Genomic DNA, 19,872 nt, shown 5'->3' with positions numbered 1-19,872 from the left:
TTAACGTTCCATCCCAACGGGTACTGGCAATTGATGCAGAACATCCTGCAGCACCTGAGGGGTTGTTATCCCTTGCATGCGTGCTTCCGAACGAAGATGCAGTCTGTGGCTAAGCACGAGAGGAGCCATGGCTTTAACGTCATCTGGCAATACAAACGATCTGTGGTGGAGAAAAGCATAAGATTTGGCTGCAGAAGAAAGTGCTACGGCTGCCCTTGGGCTTGCTCCCAACAAGACGCCAGAATGCTGACGGGTACCTCGGATAAGGGCAATCAAATAATCGGCTACACTCCCGTCAAGATGAATCCCTTCGGATAAACGCTGCATTTGAGCGACATCCTCTACGGTTGCGACCGCTTTCAAAGATTCAGCAGCCCTGCTGGCCCCTGGCTCTAATATGAGTCGTCTCTCAGATGCTTCGTCCGGGTATCCTAGCTTGATTTTCATGAGAAAACGATCTAGCTGCGCTTCCGGCAAATTATAGGTTCCCTCGAATTCAATCGGATTTTGCGTAGCGAACAGCATAAAAGGTTGTGGGAGCAAGTGCGTCTCTCCGTCTACGGAAACTCTTCTTTCCTCCATTGCTTCTAATAAAGCAGATTGCGTCTTTGTTGTAGCACGATTAATTTCGTCTGCTAACAGTAAATTAGCCATTACCGGTCCTGGCCGGAACACAAACTGCTCCAATTTAGGATGATAAATGGAAACCCCTGTTATATCTGTAGGCAATAAGTCAGGATTACATTGAATACGATGGAACACTCCGCCGACAGATAAGGCTAGTGCTTTTACCATTTGAGTTTTACCCGTTCCAGGTACATCTTCGATGAGAACATGCCCTCCCGCCAGCATCGCGGTAAGCATTGAGGCTATTTCCTCTTTTTTTCCATAAATACAAGATTCCATATTACGCCGAATTTGATCCAGTAACAGCATGGCAGCTTGATGATCCATTCCCGTTCCTCCTATGGAATCTACTTTGTTTTTTTTATATATACACTTCCTTATTATACAAGAATTTGGATGCAGCCGTAAATTTTAGTTTCTTACAAAAAACAATAGAGAAACAGCCAAACCAAACATCAGGATGGCCGTTTCTCTATATTCTCATCTGAACAGCATAGGTTTAGCCTTTCGGACGCACCACCAGTGCAGCAAAAAAGGAGAAAACAATCGCCGCGGATACCCCTGCGCTAGTCACCTGGAATATGCCCGTAATGACTCCAATCCAGCCTTTCTCCTGCAACGCGGTTAGTGAGCCATGAACCAATGCATTACCGAAGCTCGTAATCGGAACGGTTGCCCCGGCTCCTGCAAAATCGACCAGCGGATCATACAAGCCCACCGCGTCCATTGCAGCTCCTATAACGACGAGCAGAGCCATCGTATGCGCAGGGGTGAGCTTAACGACGTCGAACAACAGCTGACCAAAGACACATATGGTGCCGCCAACCAGAAACGCCCATAAGTAAGTCATCATAAACCCGCACCTCCTTGCCCGTTCAAGTTCTGTGCTTCTATAGCTATGGCATGCGCTACACAAGGAATGCTCTCCCCTTGCTGATAAGAGATCGGACTGAGTAACGCTCCCGTAGCGACTACAAGAATCCTCCGAAGTTCATCATTGCGGATCCGTTTCAACAGATGGCCGTAGGTCACTACAGCCGAACACGCGCATCCGCTGCCTCCCGCTTGTACCTTCTGCTTCTCCATATCGTATATCATCAATCCGCAATCAAGAAATTGCGTCTGATCCATCGGCACACCATTTCTTCGCAGCAGCTCATTGGCTATAGGATGCCCAACGCTTGCCAAATCACCGGTTACGATTATGTCATAATACCCAGGATCTCTTCCTGTATCCTGTAGATGTCCTTGAATGGTATCAACGGCCGCAGGAGCCATAGCCGCACCCATATTAAAGGGGTCTTTAATTCCTAAATCCATGATTTTGCCGATTGTAGCCGCTGTGATGACAGGTCCATTTCCTTCGAGGCAAACAATGGCGGCGCCAGCACCCGTGACGGTATATTGGGCTGTAGGGGGCTTCTGAGAGCCATACTCAGTCGGATACCGAAATTGCTTCTCAACCGTACAGTTGTGGCTGCAAGTACCCGCCATAACGTATTCTCCCGCCCCTGAGGATACAATTAGAGAGGCTATTGCCAAGGATTCCATGGAGGTAGAGCAAGCACCAAACACTCCAAGATACGGAGCTCCCAGTGTGCGAGCGGCAAAGGAATTGCTAATAATCTGATTCAATAAATCTCCGCCAACAAAAAAGCTTAGCTTATCCTTCGTTAGCTTCGCATGCTGCAAGGCAATATCCGACGCATGCTCCAGCAGTGCTCTCTCTGACTTTTCCCAGCTAGGCTGCCCGATTTCCAAATCAGGATGAACCAAATCAAATTCGGATGCAAGCGGCCCTTCGCCTTCATCCGGACCAACTACCGTTCCTGTTGCAATAATGACTGGCGGCTTGGGAAATACCCACGTACGCTTACCCTGTAATATCATGCCATGCTCCAATTCCGAACACCCAGTAGATAATGCCGACAACAAATGCGGCAACAACACCGAACACAATGACGGATCCAGCAAGCTTAAACATATTTGCGCCAACACCGAGTACTAAACCTTCGCTCCGATGCTCAATCGCGGCGGAGCACATGGAGTTAGCGAATCCAGTAACCGGTACGGCGCTTCCCGCACCCGCCCATTGAGAAATTTTGTCATATACCCCCATGCTTGTCAGAATGACCGACAACAAAATCATAATCGCAACCGTTGGATTCCCCGCATCCTTCGCCGACATATCGAAAGCCGTCATAAAAAACTGCTGAACGCCTTGGCCAATGAAACAAATAAAGCCCCCTACCAAGAATGCCTTTAGACAATTGGTCCAAATAGAACGGGAAGGTTCTCGGTTCTTGGCAAACGCTTGGTACTCTTTGGAAGACATCGAAACCGGCTTGTAAGCTGGTTTTCCATGTCCGGAACCTTTCATTGACATACATTCACCTCCAAGAGAAATAACAACTAACTTATTGCGTTCATTATTTCCCAAAGGTCATCATTACCATTCGTGAAAATGCTTCAAAACAGGCACGGTTGGGCGAATACCTACATAGAATGGTAATGCTTCTTTCTTCAAACGAACCTACTGACGGAGGTGGCCTTCTCGTGCCTGGTTTGATCACATCGATTGCCCTGTTCCTGAAGCAATTATCTTTACTCGTCTCCTATGTGAAAAACAACGCGTTCCCCCAACCGCTTACTGACGATGAAGAGGCGCTGCATTTACGTCGTCTTGCGGAGGGTAATCCTGTATCCCGTAATCTGCTCATCGAACACAATTTACGTTTAGTTGCCCATATCGTCAAGAAATTCGACAACACCGGAGAAGATCTTGAGGATCTTATTTCCATCGGCACGATTGGGCTTATCAAAGCAATCGAAAGCTTCCAGCCGAATAAAGGAACGAAGCTCGCTACATTCGCGGCGCGATGTATCGAGAATGAAATACTTATGCATTTGCGTTCATTGAAGAAAACTCGAAAAGACGTTTCCCTGCACGATCCTATAGGGACAGATAAAGAAGGTAACGAAATTACTCTTCAGGACATACTTGGATCGGAACCCGACGATGTTGTCGAACAAGTACAGCTCAAAATTGAAAAGAGCAAAATATACCGCAATCTGGATATCCTCGACGCTCGGGAGCAAGAGGTCATTCGGGGCAGGTTTGGGTTAGATGGAGGCGGGGATGAGCGGACACAGCGTGAGATTGCGCGCGAGCTGGGGATTTCGAGGTCGTATGTGTCGAGAATAGAGAAAAGAGCGCTGATGAAGCTTTACCATGAGTTTTATAAGGCGAAGCGATGAGCATATTTTATTAACATATAATGCGCTTATCCAAGATTCGTTCGTTCAAACTCTTCAAGTTAATCTCATTAAAATAACAGCCACTTCATTCTGAATGTGGCTGTTTCATTTGTTGTATACGGCAAGTTAAATGGGGAAGTCGTTTTTGTAAAGATATATCGGTGCGATAAGGTGTATAATTAATCTGACATGTTGGCGATATACTATAAAATAAACGAGGACAAAATATGTGGCCAATACCTATATGGAATAAGTTCTTAAAAGCCAGAGAACAGAAGCGCATTCTTCAAGAAAAGCTTTCATGGATGCAAATCGAGGAAATGAAGTTATCATTAGAATGGAATGGAATGTTAGTTGGAGTGGATTATACGAAAGTTTTCACTTCTAACACGGAGGTTGGCTTGTCCCATGAATACAAGGAATTCTTGAGGTTGAGCGATGGGAATGGCAGGCTCGGGAGTATATATTCTATTAAAAATAATGGTCGATCTATAATCAATGGAACTTACAATCTCTTTATATCCTACTGCCAACTTGAATTAATGACTGGGGTTTCTCTTTATCAATACAATGAAGTTATTCGAAAATATGAAGACACCTCTACGCAGATAGCCCTAATACAAGAACAGTTAGGAAAAAAGTCAATAATGAACTTGTTTTTTACTTAGGTCTCCCTAAATTCGGGAGACTTTTTTTGATTGACATAAACAGGGAATGAGGTTATTTTAAGAGTAATAAATATATCTACTAGACATATCGATAAGATATATAAGGACGGTGGCAATGATGCAGGACAAAATAATCCTAGGACTGCTCCTAGACGGAGACAAATCGTCCTACGACATTAAGAAAAACATGGAGAAGAGCACAGGTTATTTCTACAATACGAGTCAAGGAAGCATTCAACCAGCTTTGAAGAAGCTGATTCAGGCCGGGCATGTTACCTTTTCTGAGGAACATCAGGGCGCGAGAGTAAAGAAAGTATATACAATTACTAATAAAGGAGAGAAAGAATTTCTAGAGTGGGCGGGTCAGCCGATATCCTTAGAAAAACCTAGAGATCCAGCTCTTGCTAAAATTTTTTTCTTTAATTATGTTGAACTCGATCGGAAACTTGAATTGATAGAAGAGTATTTGCTGGAAATTGAAAACGTGGTATCTACATTAAAGATGATGAAACATATTTCAGCAGAACAAATTAAAAAAAGTAATCAGCCTTTGGATACCGGAAAAGTGAATAGCAGATTGGCTACATTACAATTCGGACTGGATTATTATATTTTCCTGAATGAGTGGTACAAGAAATACTTGAAACAATTAAAAGAAGAAAGGGGAATAGAAGATGAAGGAAATTGATAAAAAAACACTGAGGAATATTCTTATTTTTTCACTTATTGTTTTAAGCTGCGGATGGGTCGGCCGACTTGTGGATATGAAAGCTGGCATATCGGATGCTAGCGGCAGTCTTGGACAGCTTATATGGCTTGTCTCCCCTCTTCTAGCGATGATTGCTCTTCGTACTTTTGCAGGAGATGGTTGGAGGGATTTGGGTATTAAACCTAAGATCAGAAAAAATATTTTTCTTTATTTTGTGAGTATACTATTTTTCCCGATTTCCACTTTGATTATTTTATTGCTTGGACATAGCTTGAAGTTGATTGATCTATCCAATATGTCTTCGTTATATCTGACTGCACTCGGTGCGGCCTTCCTAACTAGTTTTGTAAAAAATATTTTTGAAGAATTTGCGTGGAGAGGTTATCTTGCTCCGAAATTGTTTTCACTTGGTTACAACAGACTATTAATCCATGTATACGTCGGAATTATTTGGGCCGCGTGGCATATTCCCTATTTATTAGTTTTAATAGACACCACAGAAAGTATGGCAACTTTTATTCCGCGTATGATAATTGGACTTATTGTTCTATCCATTGTGTATGGAGAAATTAGGCTTATGACTAATAGCGTATGGCCGGCTGTAATTATGCACACTGTTGGTAATGCCTTCGTAGACACCCTTATATTAAAAAAATACCTGGATATACAAGAGGGATTTGACTATCTGGTAACGCCTAGTCCTGAAGGGATATTCGCCATCGTGATAGCTGCGATAACAGGTTTATGGTTGTATAAGAGACGGAAGATTTAAAGGCTATCAAGTGTCTGCATAAAAGGACACCGCAGCGGTGTCCTCTTCTGACAGACATGAAATTATAGAATACATAATTAGGCTGCATTATAGGTTTCGTCATCGACTGAGATCGTTATTCCTGCTTGGGTGAAGTAAACTGCCCGAGTGAATGCTACGATAACAGCTATCGTTCCAAGTGCAGCCACGATATAAGAAGTTTGAATAGAAAGGCCGAAGCCGATTGGAGCATTTAAGATGTAGGTGAACACCACCATCGTCATGAATGAAGCAGGGATACTAGCCATCCAGTGTTTTTTGCCGGATTGGGCTAGATACATTGCACCTATCCATAGTGCAATTGCGGCTGTAGACTGATTGGCCCAAGAAAAGTACCGCCATAGCAATGAAAAGTCCATCTTTGTAAGTATGAATGAAATGGCGAACATCGGCAGTGCGATCCAAAGACGGTTTGCGATTTTTACTTGCCCGATCTTTAAATAATCAGCGACGATCATTCTAGCACTGCGGAATGCGGTATCACCTGAAGTAATGGGCAGGACGATGACCCCGATGATTGCCAATGTACCACCGATTGCACCCAGCAAAGTGATGGAGACTTCGCTAACCACAGCAGCAGGTCCACCAGCTTGGATCAGAGCGTTTAAGTCGGTTCCGTGGAACAAACTCATCGCTGCAGCGGCCCATATCATCGCAATAACCGCTTCAACGATCATCATGCCGTAGAATACCGATCGTCCATTATGTTCATTCTGAACTGTTCTGGAGATAATAGGAGATTGCGTGGCATGGAATCCTGACAAAGCTCCGCAGGAGATCGTCAAGAACAGCAGCGGAAAGATCGCTAATCCACCAGGATGCATGTTCTGTAAGTTGATTTCAGGAATGGGAGCACCTGTGAAGACAAGCATTCCGCCTATTCCGAAAGCGCTGAGCAACAGAAAGGCGCCGAAGTAAGGATACAGTCTTCCAATGATTTTATCGATCGGAAGTAAGGTGGCTAGAAAGTAATAAACGAAAATCAAGCTCAGAATTACACCAATTCCAACCCATCCTCCCATAAGCGAATGAATCAGCGCAGCTGGAGCAGAGACGAAGACCGTACCTACAAGGAGGAGCAGCAGCAACGCAAATGCATTAACGACATGCTTGAAGGATTTTCCCAGAAATTTACCCGCTAATTCTGGCAAATGCGCACCCCGGTTGCGGATGGAAATCATACCGGTTAAGTAGTCGTGCACTGCCCCGGCGAAGATCGCTCCCAGAACAATCCAGATAAAAGCTACAGGTCCATACAAAGCGCCTAATATCGGTCCGAAGATGGGTCCAACTCCAGCAATGTTTAAGAGCTGAATTAATGAATTTTTTGATTTCCCCATCGGCAAATAGTCCACGCCATCTTTCATCGTATAAGCTGGTGTCTTTCTCTCTGTATTGATGCCAAACGTCTTCTCAACAAACTTTCCATACGTGTAATAACCGACTATTAGCAATACAATGGCTACAATAAATGTAATCATGGTTCGTGCCTCCTTTTAATGAATGCGCTTACTTCTTGACATCATTGTAAAAGGATATAGCACGACAAGGTTGAAAATCGGTCCAACGTGTCTAAATTTCACAGTAGGATACATAATTATGGGGATGAAATACAGCGTTTACAATTCCAATTGTTTGCGGAGTGCCTTAATGTAGTTGCGGCTAACTGGAATTTCTTCCTTAATACCGACCAGCTTAATCTGATAAGCACCGTTAAACCAAGGAATCAGTTGTTGCACAGCCTGTAAATTGACTAGATAGCTCTTATGAGTGCGGAAGAAATAATGGGGCAGCAGCTTTCGTTCAAGATCCTTTAAGCTAGTCTTCAATTGGTAACGGTTGTCCTTCGTAACGATAACGGTATCGCCCTCTTCTGCTGACGCATACAGGATACTCTCAGGCGATACATAAATGATCTTCTCTTGATGCTCGACTGCGAGCCTGCTGATTTTATCGCCGGTTGTTATTTTCTTGGATATTTCCAATGCTTTGTATACTCGCTTCATCGTCTCTGCCAGCTCATCTGGGGAGAAAGGCTTCAACAAATAATCCAGCGCTTGAAATCGAAAAGCTTGAATCGCATAATCGGGATAGGCCGTGGCGAATACGATTAGCGGAACTTTCTTGAGATTCTGGATCGCTTCAACCAGCTCCATTCCCGTCATTCGTGGCATTTCCATGTCAACAAACACCAAGTCTGGCTCTAACAACAATATTTTCTCCAAGCCTTCTTCCCCTGAACCGGCCTCAGCGACGATTTCTACTTCTTCATACTCTTGTAATAAATGTTCAAGCTCATGACGGCTGTATGGTTCGTCATCAATGATGATCACACTTACAGACTTGTTCACGTTAGATTTCCCTCCTTTCCTGATCAGGAATTATGAATGAAATTACAGTGCCTCTTCTTGACTCGCTAATTATCTTGATTCCAGCTTCTTCCCCAAGCGTCATAACTAATCGGCGGTTCACATTGTACAAACCCACCCCTGTACTCTCCTCCGTTACAGAGGAGACAGAAGTTAATAAGTTTTCCAGAATATCTTTCTCCATGCCGATCCCGTTATCAGTTACTTTAATCAGTACACCACGGTCACTAGGTTCTACGCTGATAGTTAGTGTACCTCCCTGCTCAAGATTTCGAAGTCCATGTTTTATTGCATTCTCCACAAGCGGCTGTAGTGTTAATGAAGGCAGCTTCACATCCAACAAACGATCATCAATTTGATAATTCACTTGTAAAGTATCATTAAACCGAGCTTCTTCGATTTGCAAATAAGCTTTCACATGCTCCAATTCCTTCCTTAGGAAAATCGCGGAATGAATGGTACCCGATAAATTTTGCCGAAAATATCGCGAAAGTGAGATAAGCAGTGCTCTGGCTTTCGCAGGATCCACCCGAATCATGTAGACGATCGTATTCATCGCATTAAACAAAAAGTGCGGTTGAATTTGGGTTTGTAGAGCTTTAATTTCCGCTGCATTTGCTAATTGTCGGAAGTGCTGAATTTCCGCCAGCTCCAGCTGCTGTCCGAACAAGGTGGAAAGTCCCTTGATGAGCTCAAGGTCGACATTTCTAATTTCTTTCTCGGAGGAGAAATAAAACTTTAGCGTTCCGATTGTTTCATCGCTTTTTTTCAATGGGGAAATGATAACGGCGCGCAAAGGGCACGATGCATCACTGCAGCCGATCAAAGGATTCGAAGCAACAAGCAATTCACCGGAATCCAACACTTTCTGGGTCGCCTCTGTTCGTATAGATACCATTGATCGGTGATGATCGGAGCCTAAGCCGATATGCGCCAATATATGTTGACGATCCGTTATGGCAACAGCTTTGGCATTCGCTTCATGGATCAGTATCTCGCAGGCGGATTGTGCCGTAGTCGGCGTCAAACCTTTGGACAAGTGCTCAAGTGTAACTCCAGCAATACGCAGCGCCTTTTGTGCTTGAACGGCACCGCTTTTCTCTTCCTCGCTGATTACGTTACGAATAATCAAGATGAATAACGCGCTGCCGATCCCATTGGCTAAGATCATCGGAAGTCCAATTCTCTCCACTAACTCATAAGACATTGACCAAGGACGAGATAGAATTAAGATCAATATCATCTGGATAGCTTCAGCCAACATTCCGATCCATAATGCTCCGGGTACTGACACCAGTCTTCCATGAAGCTTGCGATGGATCCATCCAGCTATTAATCCTGCAATAACGGCTGCGAATCCACAAGCAAATGCCGTAAAACCTCCTAGAGAAAAGCGATGAAGGCCAGCGATGAGTCCTGTGCCTATGCCAACCTTCATCCCGCCGAGCAATCCGGCTGCGACGACACCGATCACCCGAGAATTCGCTATCGCTTCCTCTTCTCCTAAGGCTCTTGCCCATCTGTCAGTGCTGATCCCATCCTCAGTAATGATAAATCCCGTGAATGTACCTATGATGCCGAATACACCGAATAGTATGATCACTAGAAGCTGCTGTCTAAGGGTCACTTGTCTGCGTTCAAGCAGCTTTCGCATAAATCCGAATCTTGTAACGACGAAAGCCACGGTCACAATAATGCCAAGCCTTTCCAGCATTAGGATAAGTAAAGCCCACATGGTTGAGATAACCTCCTAAGTGTGGATAAACTGTATATTATCAGATAAGGAGAGAAATCAAACACTTTTTTTGATGAGCTTTGAAAATGAATAAAAGATCCTGAATCGACAATGCGATTTCAGGATCTATGAGTAAATTCGTTATCTCGCTCGTCTTAATTCTCGTATATCCGTATCGTGCTCCAATGATTTAACAGCAAGCGCCTCGCTTAGCCATTTCAACCCCTAACTAAAACAGTTCCTTTATAGATCAAAACCCCACTCTGTATCAAATCGCTGATAATGGGTTTGATCCGTTCTTTCATTTCATCGGTTATCCGCGCGAAACCTAAGGCTTGAAACACTGCTGTTGCAACATGATCAACTTCCACCCCATAGGAGTCTTTAACAACTTTTACTATAGCTTGAGCAATCTCTTCAGCAGCTATGAATTGTACCTTTTTATTCAAATTAGGATCACTTCGGTCCCGTATAATAGGTACTTCCATGTCCTTTAACCAGAGAAAGTCTCCTTTCCTTCTAACTTCACTTAGAATCGTAAATGACCTCTCAATCGTTTCTTGAATTCTACTTCCAACTCTCTTGATACCGGCTGCATCGCAAATACGCTTTATTACTTCACTTACGTGCACCGGGCTTTCAACTCTGACAATTCGAGACACCCACGACGCTACTATTGAAGCTGAAAGTGAATGAAATTCTCTCTCACCAAGTTCGATCGTCACTTCTGCTGTTTGATAGGGAACTACGTCGGCTACTTGATGCTTCTCCAGCGACTCATCTCTCTGAATGTCCTGAACAGCTTTAGTGTCTATTTTAGCAGGCTGCGTCTTGGATAAAATTTTTGCTCTTTCTATCGCTTCCACAGCTTTCTTCAACTCACGTTCAGGTTGTTTGAACCAGTCTGTACTCCAAATTCGGTGAATGGTCCAACCGAGTCCCTCCAACACTTCTTGTCTCAACCGATCACGATCCCTTGCGGAACGGGCACTATGGTAAGTCGCGCCATCGCACTCAATCCCAAGCATGAATCTTCCCGGCGAATACGGATCCATAACGGCAAGATCGATATAGAAGCCGGCCGAGCCTACTTGTTGTATAACCTCATAACCAAGCTCCTGCAGCGACTTGCAAACCGCTTCCTCAAAATCCGAATCAAAATCCTTCCCTGTTACAACGGGGATATCCAAGCTTCCGCTCTCTGCATATTTGAGGAAAGTCTTTAATGCTTTTACTCCGCGGGCTTCCGATCGGTTGAGATCAATATCATTCGAGCTTAAGTTCGTAAATACCTCGCAGCGCACCCTCGCCCGAGTAATCAATACGTTTAATCTGCGTTCTCCCCCTTCACGATTGAGGGGACCAAATTCCATGGCTAGATAACCTTCCGCAGTTTTTCCGTAACCAACACTAATGAAGATGACGTCCCGCTCGTCGCCTTGAACATTTTCGAGATTTTTTACGAAAAATGGTTCGTGAGCATGTTTGGAAAAGAAAGCCTCACAGGTTGATTCAGACCGCCGAAGAACCTCTAACTCATCAATAATCGCCTGCATTTGAGCCATGCTGAAGGCCGCCACACCCAATGTGAGATGAGGATGCGATCTTGCATGCTCCATAACAGCCTGGGCAACACCCTTAGCTTCGAGCTTGTTCGTTCGGGTACGACCCCGATCATAATGGCTCTCGGACAAATGGTTATACTTTAGGCCAGAGTGACTTTTGTCAGAATCTGGGCTCGGGAACACTACCAATTTGTTATCGTAAAATACGTGGTTAGATACGGTGATCAACGATTCATGACGGCTGCGGTAATGCCATCTGAGCATACGTTGAGGAGCATTTTGTCCAACGAACAGTCCCAGAATACTTTCCATATCCGCGACGAAGTTATCCTCATCATCATCGTTATCATCTTTGGCGATGGAATCGAAAAAGTTACTCGGCGGCATTTGTTTACTGTCTCCAACGACTATGGCTTGCTTCGCACGAATAATAGCCCCGAAAGCATCAACCGGTTTTACTTGGCTTGCTTCGTCAAATACGACCAAATCGAATTCCAGACTTCCCGGTTCTATATAGGTGGAGATAGATAGGGGTCCCATCATAAAGACAGGTTTAATAGCTTGAATGGCATTTCCAGCCTTAGACATCAGCTGCCTAATCGGCAGATGTCTTGTTTTTTTCTCAAACTCACGACGCAACACGCCTAGTTGACCGCCAGCCTCATGGTGGGGGAGCTTCTTCCAGTGATCTTCGGCAATCTTCAATCGGTTGAATTCTTTGTAGGCGCGGTCCAATTCACGGAATTTCTGGACGGAATGGCTATGTCTGCTCCCATCGAAGCCGGAAAGTGCCGGCCGCTCTTGAAAAGCTGTCGAGATAATGGAGTTGTACCAATTCCATTGGTAACAGCTCAACAGAAATTCCGCAGCTTGTTCCCATTCCCGTGATAACAATACGTAAGGCTGCAGCTCTTCGTCATTGCAAATTTGCGACAAATTATTGTAAGAGATCATCTCGTGCAATTCGGAAATTCGCTCCTGCCATACCCTTGCGATGTGAACGATAGAATCAAAGGGCTGATCCTTAAGACTCTTATTACTTCCAAATCTCAGCTCGCTATCCCACTCCAGTTGCTGTTCAAGCTTTTTCATTGATTTTTGGGCTGCCGCTATAAGATTTTCCGAATCAGACACGATTTCAGCAAGTCTCTTCTTATCGGTGTCAAGGGTAAGGAAATCCAACACCCCTTCTGGCAATACACCATTCTTGATATCCGTGAGCAGCGACGGAACCCATTTAATTAATGCTGCAATGTGATCCCACCCCGAATAAGTCCCCCTCCAAGCAGAAGGGAAAAGCTCATTGGCGGTTGCACTAAACTGATCGATTGCTTCCTTTAAGCGGCGAGATTCCATAATGGAATCAACAACATCCAATAAGCGAATAGTTTTATCCTTGGGATTTTTGAACAACGCTACAATGTTATTTTTGGCTTTCCGATAATCCCCTGAAAGAAATTTCCACCATTTGTCTTGGTACGTCACGATTGACTTTCTTGTCATGAATAAATCTTGGTCCCACGCTTCGGGAATTAACAACCCAGCATACTTCTCATACAGCTTAGTGAATACTTGACCGGCTGTGACCATTTGCTCTAGATCGGTATACTTCTTAAGCCATAATTCGGACTTGATTTGCACTCCTCTTAAATCCGGAGAACTGATGCCTCTCTGGAGAATTTGAATAAAGGTTTGGGTGCTCTTCATATCTTCAACCGGAGGAAGCTTCACTTCATGTGCATATTCAGACAGCTTCTCTGTCAGCTTTGTCGTGTTATCGAGGGTTTCCATACAGGACTGTGTGATGGAATCCGATTCATAGGGCAGCAATACCTTCTTCCTACTTCCCCAGAATGGGTGTATAGCAGGAATCCCCAGTGATTTAAGAACATTCTGCAGCTCGTCGATCAGAGCATCTTTCTTAGTAAATTGTGCGGGAGTCCAGCTCCCAATAGAGTCAATGGTTACTTTCGGGAACGTGACATTCTTGAACTTGACTTGATCAGCAACCAATTTACCTAACGCTTGATATGGAGTAACCCCCGTTTGGCTTACTTCTGTATTCACAGCAACGGAATATTGATTCAGACGATTTTGCATTTGCTCTAGAAGCTCCACATTGCCATCGTTAAGATTTTTAGGTCTGCCAAGATCCAGAGTAGCTGCCAGATCATTCAATAATGATTTCTTATTCGTCTTGTGACTGTGGAGCTCCAGGCAAGCAACACCAAGTCCCACTGAATCTAGTCTGCGTTTAACCACTTCAAGCGCCGCCATCTTCTCAGAGACGAACAGCACCTTCTTACCAGCAGCAATCGCCTCGGCAATAAGATTAGTAATCGTCTGGGACTTACCTGTCCCCGGCGGGCCTTGGATGACCATATTCCGGCCTTGATTCGCATCAAGAATGGCCATGATTTGCGAGCTGTCCGCATCCATGATGTGATGGGCATCCTTGAGCTTGAAGTGTTGATCGATATGATCATTCTCACCTATGCTTGAAGGCGGTTCACGAAAGCCGTCCTCCAGCAATGCCGTAATGACCGGGTGCTCCTCCGGCCGAGAATGCTCTGGCCAATTGTTAATATCCAGGTCCCTATACATAAGAAATTTGCCGAATGAAAAAAAGCCGATCACAATGGAATCGCGATCGATCGTCCATCTTCTTTGGGCTTCGAGAGATTTCTCTACGGAATCAAAATAAGCGGGAATACTCACCTCATCCAAATCTGTCAGCTCAGGGATCACCAGACCAAAATCCGCTTTCACCTTGGCTGCCAAGGAGATGTTATGACCGATCTCATCCTCCGTATAAGACAGCGTGAATCGCTCTCTGGCACTTACCCGCTCCAACTGAACAGGCACCAAGATCAAGGGAGCTTTCTTAGGCTCCTGGCTGTTATCTGCCTCATACCAATGAAGCATTCCAAGCGCTATATAAAGTATATTAACCCCTTGTTCTTCAATATAAGTTCGGGCCAAGTGATATGTATTTAGAAGTCTATGCTCCAATTGCTTGTCGGTATAGTTCGTTTGAAGCTTCCGATCCACATAGGATGCTTGCAGTGCTTGCAGTGCTTCGCTGTCCTCAGTAGGTGAACCCGCTTCTGCTTTAGTAAGGTTTATCTGTTCCGAATCTGGTCGACTGGCCACATTGGACACCTCTAAGAATGACATTTTCTTCTTGTCAGAAACCAATATTCTATATACGTGCTCTGGTTTCTCTTGAGTAATATCCAACCCTCTGGCCTTTAAGGTACGATAGTTAAGAAGTGGATTCCGCAGCCCTAAATCAAGTAATTCTTGACGGGCTTTCTCCAGCTTTTTTTGTATTGTTATATTAGTCACAATCATTCCTCCGCGGTTAAACATATTGCTTCTGTTCTACAGTGATTGTACTTCATTCGACAGTTTTTTACTAAACCCCTGCGAAAAAAAACGAAATAACGACCATCTGGGGATGGTCGTTAAGTATTAAATAACACTTATTCTGTTAATGTGTTTTCGGATTTCTTAATGCTCGACCGCTACATCGTATTTCTCGGCGACCTTCAGCAGGTACCCTTCGATATGATCATAGTCTCCAACCTCGTTGCTGGTAATTAAGAAAGGTTCTTCCATTCCTCTTACTTGTACTTCAATTCCTTTGATCCCAACGGTTCGAAACAGCTTTCTCACCGGTTCATTCACCATCACCAGCCGGTCGAGTTTACTGTATTCAATCGTTTGATGGTCACTTTCCTTAGCTACTTTCAACACCATCTCGCTGGCATCCAGGTTAACATCCACGGCTTTCGGCATGTCGATCAACCCTCCCGAATAATAAAAGCTTATACTTATTGGAAACACCCATTATTAAACGTATTTTTTTGTTTTGAATCAGGTTGGAGCACGGCTTCTTATTTCCTCCTACAATCTCCTGCGTTTCATATTCCGTTTGAAATGATGAAACACTTCGTGAGGATACAGGTTTAACAAATGCTTCAAAGCAGTACTAAACCCGATCAGAAATTTTGAACTATCGCTATTGGACTGGAACTCAATTCCTCGCTCCTGTAAGTATTCAGCCATTTCATCGAAGCTCTGTTCGTAGCTTGGATGAATCGGATAGGATCGGGTATGGACGAGTTGAGTGATTTCCAATGCCCCAAGCTGGTTAAGCTGCGGCTCTAACTTCTCGAGTTTTGCAGGGTCTAGATATGCCGTTCTAAACGCGAGGTCGAAGAACTTCTTATTCCTGCGCAGCTTCTGCCATTCCGGATTTTCTAGTGGGGTACCGAATACAACATCAACTTCATCCTGAAGCTGATCTAACAACGCAAATCGCTCCGTATATCCCAGACTTTCTACTAGCCCAGTATAGTACCAACGTTGGCTTTCACTTCCACGTTTGAACCTCGTCCACGCTTCTTCCCCAATTTTGGCCAAATCACTCTTAATCGAACGGATGTTATGCAGTTTGTCAGCACAAGCTACCTGCCGGACAGACATAGGAGCATCTTTAAGATCGTCCAACGTATGCTGCTTTCTTTCTTCCCATGATGCTCCCTTATCCGGCTCCGAGCATCCTTTCACAATCTCAAGCACAGCAGGACCGAATAACGTAAGCAGCTCTTCCTCGGTAGTTTTGGTATCCTCCAGGGTATCATGTAAGATTCCTGATATTATGATTTCTTCTTCACAGCCTGCTTGTTGCAGGATCATCCCAACAGCATACGGATGGCTGATATAGGGTATCTTCGTTCCTTTGCGTTTCTGACCTCGGTGAGCTTTGGCAGCGAATTCGATTGCTTGATCGATAAGGGTCATAGATGGCACTCCTAAGTACTTCATCTTATTCTTTCCTCATTCCCTTTTCTAGTAATTCAACCTCAAATCGTTTGGCATATTCTGCCGACCAAATCGTTTTTCCGCCTCGCAGAATCTCTTCAAGATAGTACTCAGGAGGGGGTATCTCTTCTTCTGCTTTATCGATCACAAGGAAAGTCAGTACATCCTTTTCCATTTTGTTTCCTATATAGATATCGACAAAGGCCGGTCTATATCTATTTCTATATACTCCTTCTCGCTCGAGGAGATACTCCAAGGCTTCCATGCAGATGAGATAAGCCTTTCCTTCAACCGTACCCCCGGTCTCTACCAGGTCCGCTCTTCCTCCGTCGTATGCTTTATATGTAAATTTTAAGGAAAATCCTTCGAGTCGCCCTCTTCCTAGTACATGTTGAAAAAAGTGCTCCTTATTCTTGGACTTGAACCTTTCATCATCCATGCATGATCCATAGGCAAAGTAATAAATATCCTTGTTTTGTTTCTGTACCCGGTTGAACTTCCAATCCCCGAGCTGTATAGGCTCCAAACCAATAACTTTGGACTGCTGATAAACATATACGAACGCTTCCTTCACACCCGTATCCGTTTGAATCGATTGAACTACCCGTTCATAATCATTGTTTTTGCCTTCTCCATAAAAGCCTTCTAGAGCATCGAGCCGTCGTAAAATTCCGGGTGAAACCTGATACAGCTCTCCGTAAACCCGACCTTTATGATTCTGGACCAACGCCGGATAGCCATGTCCGGTGTCATAGAGATAACCTTCCGTAGAGCACTGACTGCTAATCAGTTGAGCTGACTCTAGAAGTCGATGATTACCTTCGTGTTTTCTTAAACTGCCGTACACGAAGACTAATGAAACAGTTAATTGATCCATGAAAATCCCCCTGCATATGACTCACGGACAATCATCCTCGCCATCCCTCTGCACTCCTTTGATGAAAAAGGGAATATGTCCCTTTTCGACAAAGTGATGAGTGAATCCTGCTTTTTCCTATAACATGTTATCTCAAACAAAAAAAACGAGTATTCTAATAGCAGCTCACCAGCTACTAAACAGAATAAACGTTCGTATGTTCTATGATATAATAATTCCAGCACAGAGAACGGCTTGCGAGGGCGGTCGGCTAATCTCCCGGAAGGGAGGTGATGCATGGAGGTATTCCAAGCATTGACGCTAATGATTTCATTCGCGACATTGGTTGTACTTATACTTTCATTCCACAAAAGGAAATGACCGCCCCTCGTCTAGGATAACGGTCATTTCCTGATCTCATATCCGAAGCCGACTGCCTTTGAAGCGGCTGTGTGCTCGGGGGTCGTGTTATCAGCACGGCTCCTTTGCATTTTGCGCATTTGCTAACTCTAATATAACACGTTAGGAATTAAAAATAAATAATCCGCTTTAATAGGGGACTCCATAATTTACCCCAAGATTCTATCCCTTAACCGGAATACGGAGTTTTTGGCCAACAACGATATGATCCGGGTTGGACAAGCTGTTGTACGCGGCCAGCTCCTGCCAGGTCAGTCCATATTTCGGCGCGATCTTAGACAACCAGTCGTTTTTGCGTACTGTGTAGATGATCTCAGATACGGTAGATACGGTAGGTTCGGTAGGTTCGGAAGGTACGACTGGTTCGGCTGTCGGTTCTTCCTTGCTCACCATGATACGGCCGTCGGCTTTCGGCGCGATCGTTCCTGCCTTCTGGATCGTATCAATGATCAAACCGGACAACAGCGGACCTGCATTGGCGTCAAGAAGCACCTTAGTACCCTTGAACATCTCATATCCGTCACCGCCATTCGCAATAAAATCCACGGTCGCAAGCGTGTACGTTTTGTTGGGATCTATCTGCTGGCCGCCAATTGAAGATTTGACGATACGGCTTCCCGCCGGCAAATCGGGATTAAAGCTGTACGTCATCCCGCTCACCTGCGCGAAACGTCCGGCGCTTTTCTCAATCTCGCTGACTCCGTTCTCAAGGGCTTTCAGCAACGCTTCACCGCTCACTTCGATTTTCACCACATAGTTGGTAAACGGCATCGCATCCATGATATCCTGCTTGATCAGGTTGCCGACCGGGAACACCCGATCCGCGCGAATGCCTCCGCCATTAATCAACGCCGCGTCAGCTTCCGTATAAGCCCGAAGGGTATCGGCGATCGACCCGATTACGGTTAGCGCGAGGTACTCTTCTATTAAACAAAGTTTCCAAGGTAGTCAAATATCTGATAGCGGGAACAAGAGCGGTATAGGAAAAAAGTCGAATTCCTCTATTAGGGGAGTCGACTTTTATCTTCCGATGGTTTATAACAGTTAATCTGAAGTCACTGTGTTGTCAGATCTTAAAAACCTGAAGCACTGGAACTGTCTTTACCATAAACGTATCCTTGATTTTTTCCTCTGTAATAACATTCAGTTTGAGCAAACCCGAAATTTTGCCGTGATCAGGTTTGGAAAGCATGCGCCATAGTTCAAGGTCGGGCAGCGCTTCATAGAGCTTTTGCTCGTCAAATTCCTTCCTGTCCTGAAACACGATCTTTACTTTATAACTTCCGATTTCAGCCTCGGAGACTCCTTCTTGCTCACAGTATTTCGTTATTTCAGTTCGCAACTCAGATAATTCTTGCTCTATCTTTTTTTGTAATTGTTTCAATTGATAGTAACGCTCTAACTTAATGTCCATTTTATTCACTCTCCTCTACACCATATTTATGTAAAAGAGAATGATTTAGGACAATTTACTTGACCTAGACTTGAATTGAATTGCGTATCGCTGTAACTTTTCGAATTAATTCCCAACGTCTAGATGATCTATTTGATTTGTTCCTACCGATCCATTTCATATGGTATAATCGTTAAAAGATGTTCCTTTCTCATAGAACGGCGGGTAAACATTGGATAAATTAGATTTAATCCTTGAACAATTAAAAGAACTCAAACTAATAACTTCAGCAGTAGTTAATCGTATTGACGAGTCAGATGCGAAAATAAACGCCATCTCATTGGATATTCACAAGATTGTTGGGCAAGTTACAGCTATTCAAGAAAGTCAAGAAAGGCACGAGCGATTGCTGGAAAAATTGGTTCTTCGATCAATTGAGCAAGAAACTTGGGTGGAAAAGTATAAAAACTTGATTCCTTAAGAACCAGCAACCTTATTGTTGGTTTTTTTATTGATCGAAAATCGTACAAATTTATATTAATCTCTTCACATAACAAAAACGTACCCCCTAAAAAGGGCGGCACGCTTGATAAAGTCGTTAATTTATAACGGTATGAGGGCACAATGTTTG

At 44.2% G+C, this 19,872-nt stretch carries 19 protein-coding genes; 6 read left to right on the top strand and 13 right to left on the bottom strand.

Annotated features, from left to right (window positions below; all coding sequences use genetic code 11):
* The 4 genes from ACESLK_RS21580 to spoVAC all read right to left on the bottom strand — a co-directional run bounded on the left by ACESLK_RS21580 (position 1) and on the right by spoVAC (position 3,007).
* Positions 1–954 carry an AAA family ATPase gene (locus tag ACESLK_RS21580; protein WP_373231774.1) on the bottom strand — a complete coding sequence of 318 codons (954 nt, stop codon included), beginning with the start codon at positions 952–954 and terminating at the stop codon, positions 1–3.
* Between the two features lie 172 nt (positions 955–1,126).
* A complete protein-coding gene (gene spoVAE, locus ACESLK_RS21575) occupies positions 1,127–1,477 on the bottom strand; it encodes a stage V sporulation protein AE (RefSeq protein WP_373231795.1) in 351 nt (116 codons plus the stop codon).
* Entirely contained in the window at positions 1,477–2,514 is a 1,038-nt protein-coding gene (gene spoVAD, locus ACESLK_RS21570; protein WP_373231793.1) for a stage V sporulation protein AD, read from the bottom strand. Before spoVAD ends, spoVAE begins: the two co-directional genes overlap by 1 nt.
* Entirely contained in the window at positions 2,501–3,007 is a 507-nt protein-coding gene (gene spoVAC / locus ACESLK_RS21565) for a stage V sporulation protein AC (protein WP_373231792.1), read from the bottom strand. Before spoVAC ends, spoVAD begins: the two co-directional genes overlap by 14 nt.
* A gap of 176 nt (positions 3,008–3,183) precedes the next feature.
* On the opposite strand from spoVAC, the gene sigK reads away from it, so the two are divergent.
* The 4 genes from sigK (at position 3,184) to ACESLK_RS21545 (ending at position 6,034) form a co-directional block, all read left to right on the top strand.
* Positions 3,184–3,885, top strand: coding sequence for an RNA polymerase sporulation sigma factor SigK (sigK, locus tag ACESLK_RS21560; protein WP_373231773.1), 702 nt, complete (start codon positions 3,184–3,186; stop codon positions 3,883–3,885).
* 227 nt (positions 3,886–4,112) lie between these two features.
* Positions 4,113–4,553 (top strand): hypothetical protein, encoded by a 441-nt coding sequence (locus ACESLK_RS21555; RefSeq protein WP_373231772.1) that lies wholly within the window; start codon positions 4,113–4,115, stop codon positions 4,551–4,553.
* A 115-nt stretch (positions 4,554–4,668) separates the two neighbouring features.
* Positions 4,669–5,241, top strand: coding sequence for a PadR family transcriptional regulator (locus ACESLK_RS21550; RefSeq protein ID WP_373231791.1), 573 nt, complete (start codon positions 4,669–4,671; stop codon positions 5,239–5,241).
* A complete protein-coding gene (locus tag ACESLK_RS21545; protein WP_373231771.1) occupies positions 5,228–6,034 on the top strand; it encodes a CPBP family glutamic-type intramembrane protease in 807 nt (268 codons plus the stop codon). The genes ACESLK_RS21550 and ACESLK_RS21545 overlap by 14 nt, the downstream gene beginning before the upstream one ends.
* 77 nt (positions 6,035–6,111) lie before the next feature.
* Here the strand turns inward: ACESLK_RS21545 and ACESLK_RS21540 are convergent, their stop codons facing one another.
* The 7 genes from ACESLK_RS21540 to ACESLK_RS21510 form a co-directional block, all read right to left on the bottom strand.
* Complete coding sequence (locus tag ACESLK_RS21540) at positions 6,112–7,554, bottom strand: carbon starvation CstA family protein (RefSeq protein ID WP_373231770.1); 1,443 nt, start codon at positions 7,552–7,554, stop codon at positions 6,112–6,114.
* A gap of 138 nt (positions 7,555–7,692) precedes the next feature.
* The gene (locus ACESLK_RS21535; protein WP_373231768.1) at positions 7,693–8,424 is read right to left on the bottom strand and encodes a LytR/AlgR family response regulator transcription factor; all 732 of its coding nucleotides are present in this window, start codon (positions 8,422–8,424) and stop codon (positions 7,693–7,695) included.
* 1 nt (position 8,425) lies between these two features.
* Positions 8,426–10,177 (bottom strand): LytS/YhcK type 5TM receptor domain-containing protein, encoded by a 1,752-nt coding sequence (locus ACESLK_RS21530; RefSeq protein ID WP_373231767.1) that lies wholly within the window; start codon positions 10,175–10,177, stop codon positions 8,426–8,428.
* 218 nt (positions 10,178–10,395) lie between these two features.
* Positions 10,396–15,090 carry a DUF3320 domain-containing protein gene (locus ACESLK_RS21525; protein WP_373231766.1) on the bottom strand — a complete coding sequence of 1,565 codons (4,695 nt, stop codon included), beginning with the start codon at positions 15,088–15,090 and terminating at the stop codon, positions 10,396–10,398.
* Positions 15,091–15,255: 165 nt separating this feature from the next.
* Positions 15,256–15,543, bottom strand: a complete 288-nt coding sequence (locus ACESLK_RS21520) for a hypothetical protein (RefSeq protein WP_373231765.1) — start codon at positions 15,541–15,543, stop codon at positions 15,256–15,258.
* 108 nt (positions 15,544–15,651) lie between these two features.
* Positions 15,652–16,575 (bottom strand): HD domain-containing protein, encoded by a 924-nt coding sequence (locus tag ACESLK_RS21515; RefSeq protein ID WP_373231764.1) that lies wholly within the window; start codon positions 16,573–16,575, stop codon positions 15,652–15,654.
* Position 16,576: 1 nt separating this feature from the next.
* The gene (locus ACESLK_RS21510; RefSeq protein WP_373231763.1) at positions 16,577–17,449 is read right to left on the bottom strand and encodes a gamma-glutamylcyclotransferase family protein; all 873 of its coding nucleotides are present in this window, start codon (positions 17,447–17,449) and stop codon (positions 16,577–16,579) included.
* A 276-nt stretch (positions 17,450–17,725) separates the two neighbouring features.
* Here ACESLK_RS21510 and ACESLK_RS21505 point away from each other — a divergent pair, with 276 nt between their 5' ends.
* Positions 17,726–17,809 carry a putative holin-like toxin gene (locus ACESLK_RS21505; protein WP_373231125.1) on the top strand — a complete coding sequence of 28 codons (84 nt, stop codon included), beginning with the start codon at positions 17,726–17,728 and terminating at the stop codon, positions 17,807–17,809.
* A gap of 201 nt (positions 17,810–18,010) precedes the next feature.
* On the opposite strand, the gene ACESLK_RS21500 is transcribed toward ACESLK_RS21505, so the two are convergent.
* Entirely contained in the window at positions 18,011–18,739 is a 729-nt protein-coding gene (locus tag ACESLK_RS21500) for a 5'-nucleotidase C-terminal domain-containing protein (protein ID WP_373231790.1), read from the bottom strand.
* Between the two features lie 175 nt (positions 18,740–18,914).
* Complete coding sequence (locus tag ACESLK_RS21495) at positions 18,915–19,262, bottom strand: hypothetical protein (RefSeq protein WP_373231762.1); 348 nt, start codon at positions 19,260–19,262, stop codon at positions 18,915–18,917.
* Positions 19,263–19,473: 211 nt separating this feature from the next.
* Here ACESLK_RS21495 and ACESLK_RS21490 point away from each other — a divergent pair, with 211 nt between their 5' ends.
* Entirely contained in the window at positions 19,474–19,722 is a 249-nt protein-coding gene (locus ACESLK_RS21490) for a hypothetical protein (RefSeq protein ID WP_373231761.1), read from the top strand.
* The last annotated feature ends 150 nt before the right edge of the window (positions 19,723–19,872 follow it).

This window comes from Cohnella sp. (assembly GCF_041640265.1).
In the GTDB taxonomy this organism is placed as follows: domain Bacteria; phylum Bacillota; class Bacilli; order Paenibacillales; family Paenibacillaceae; genus Cohnella.
The sequence above is the reverse complement of the archived record's forward strand: the minus strand, read 5'-3'. Positions and strand labels throughout refer to the sequence as shown.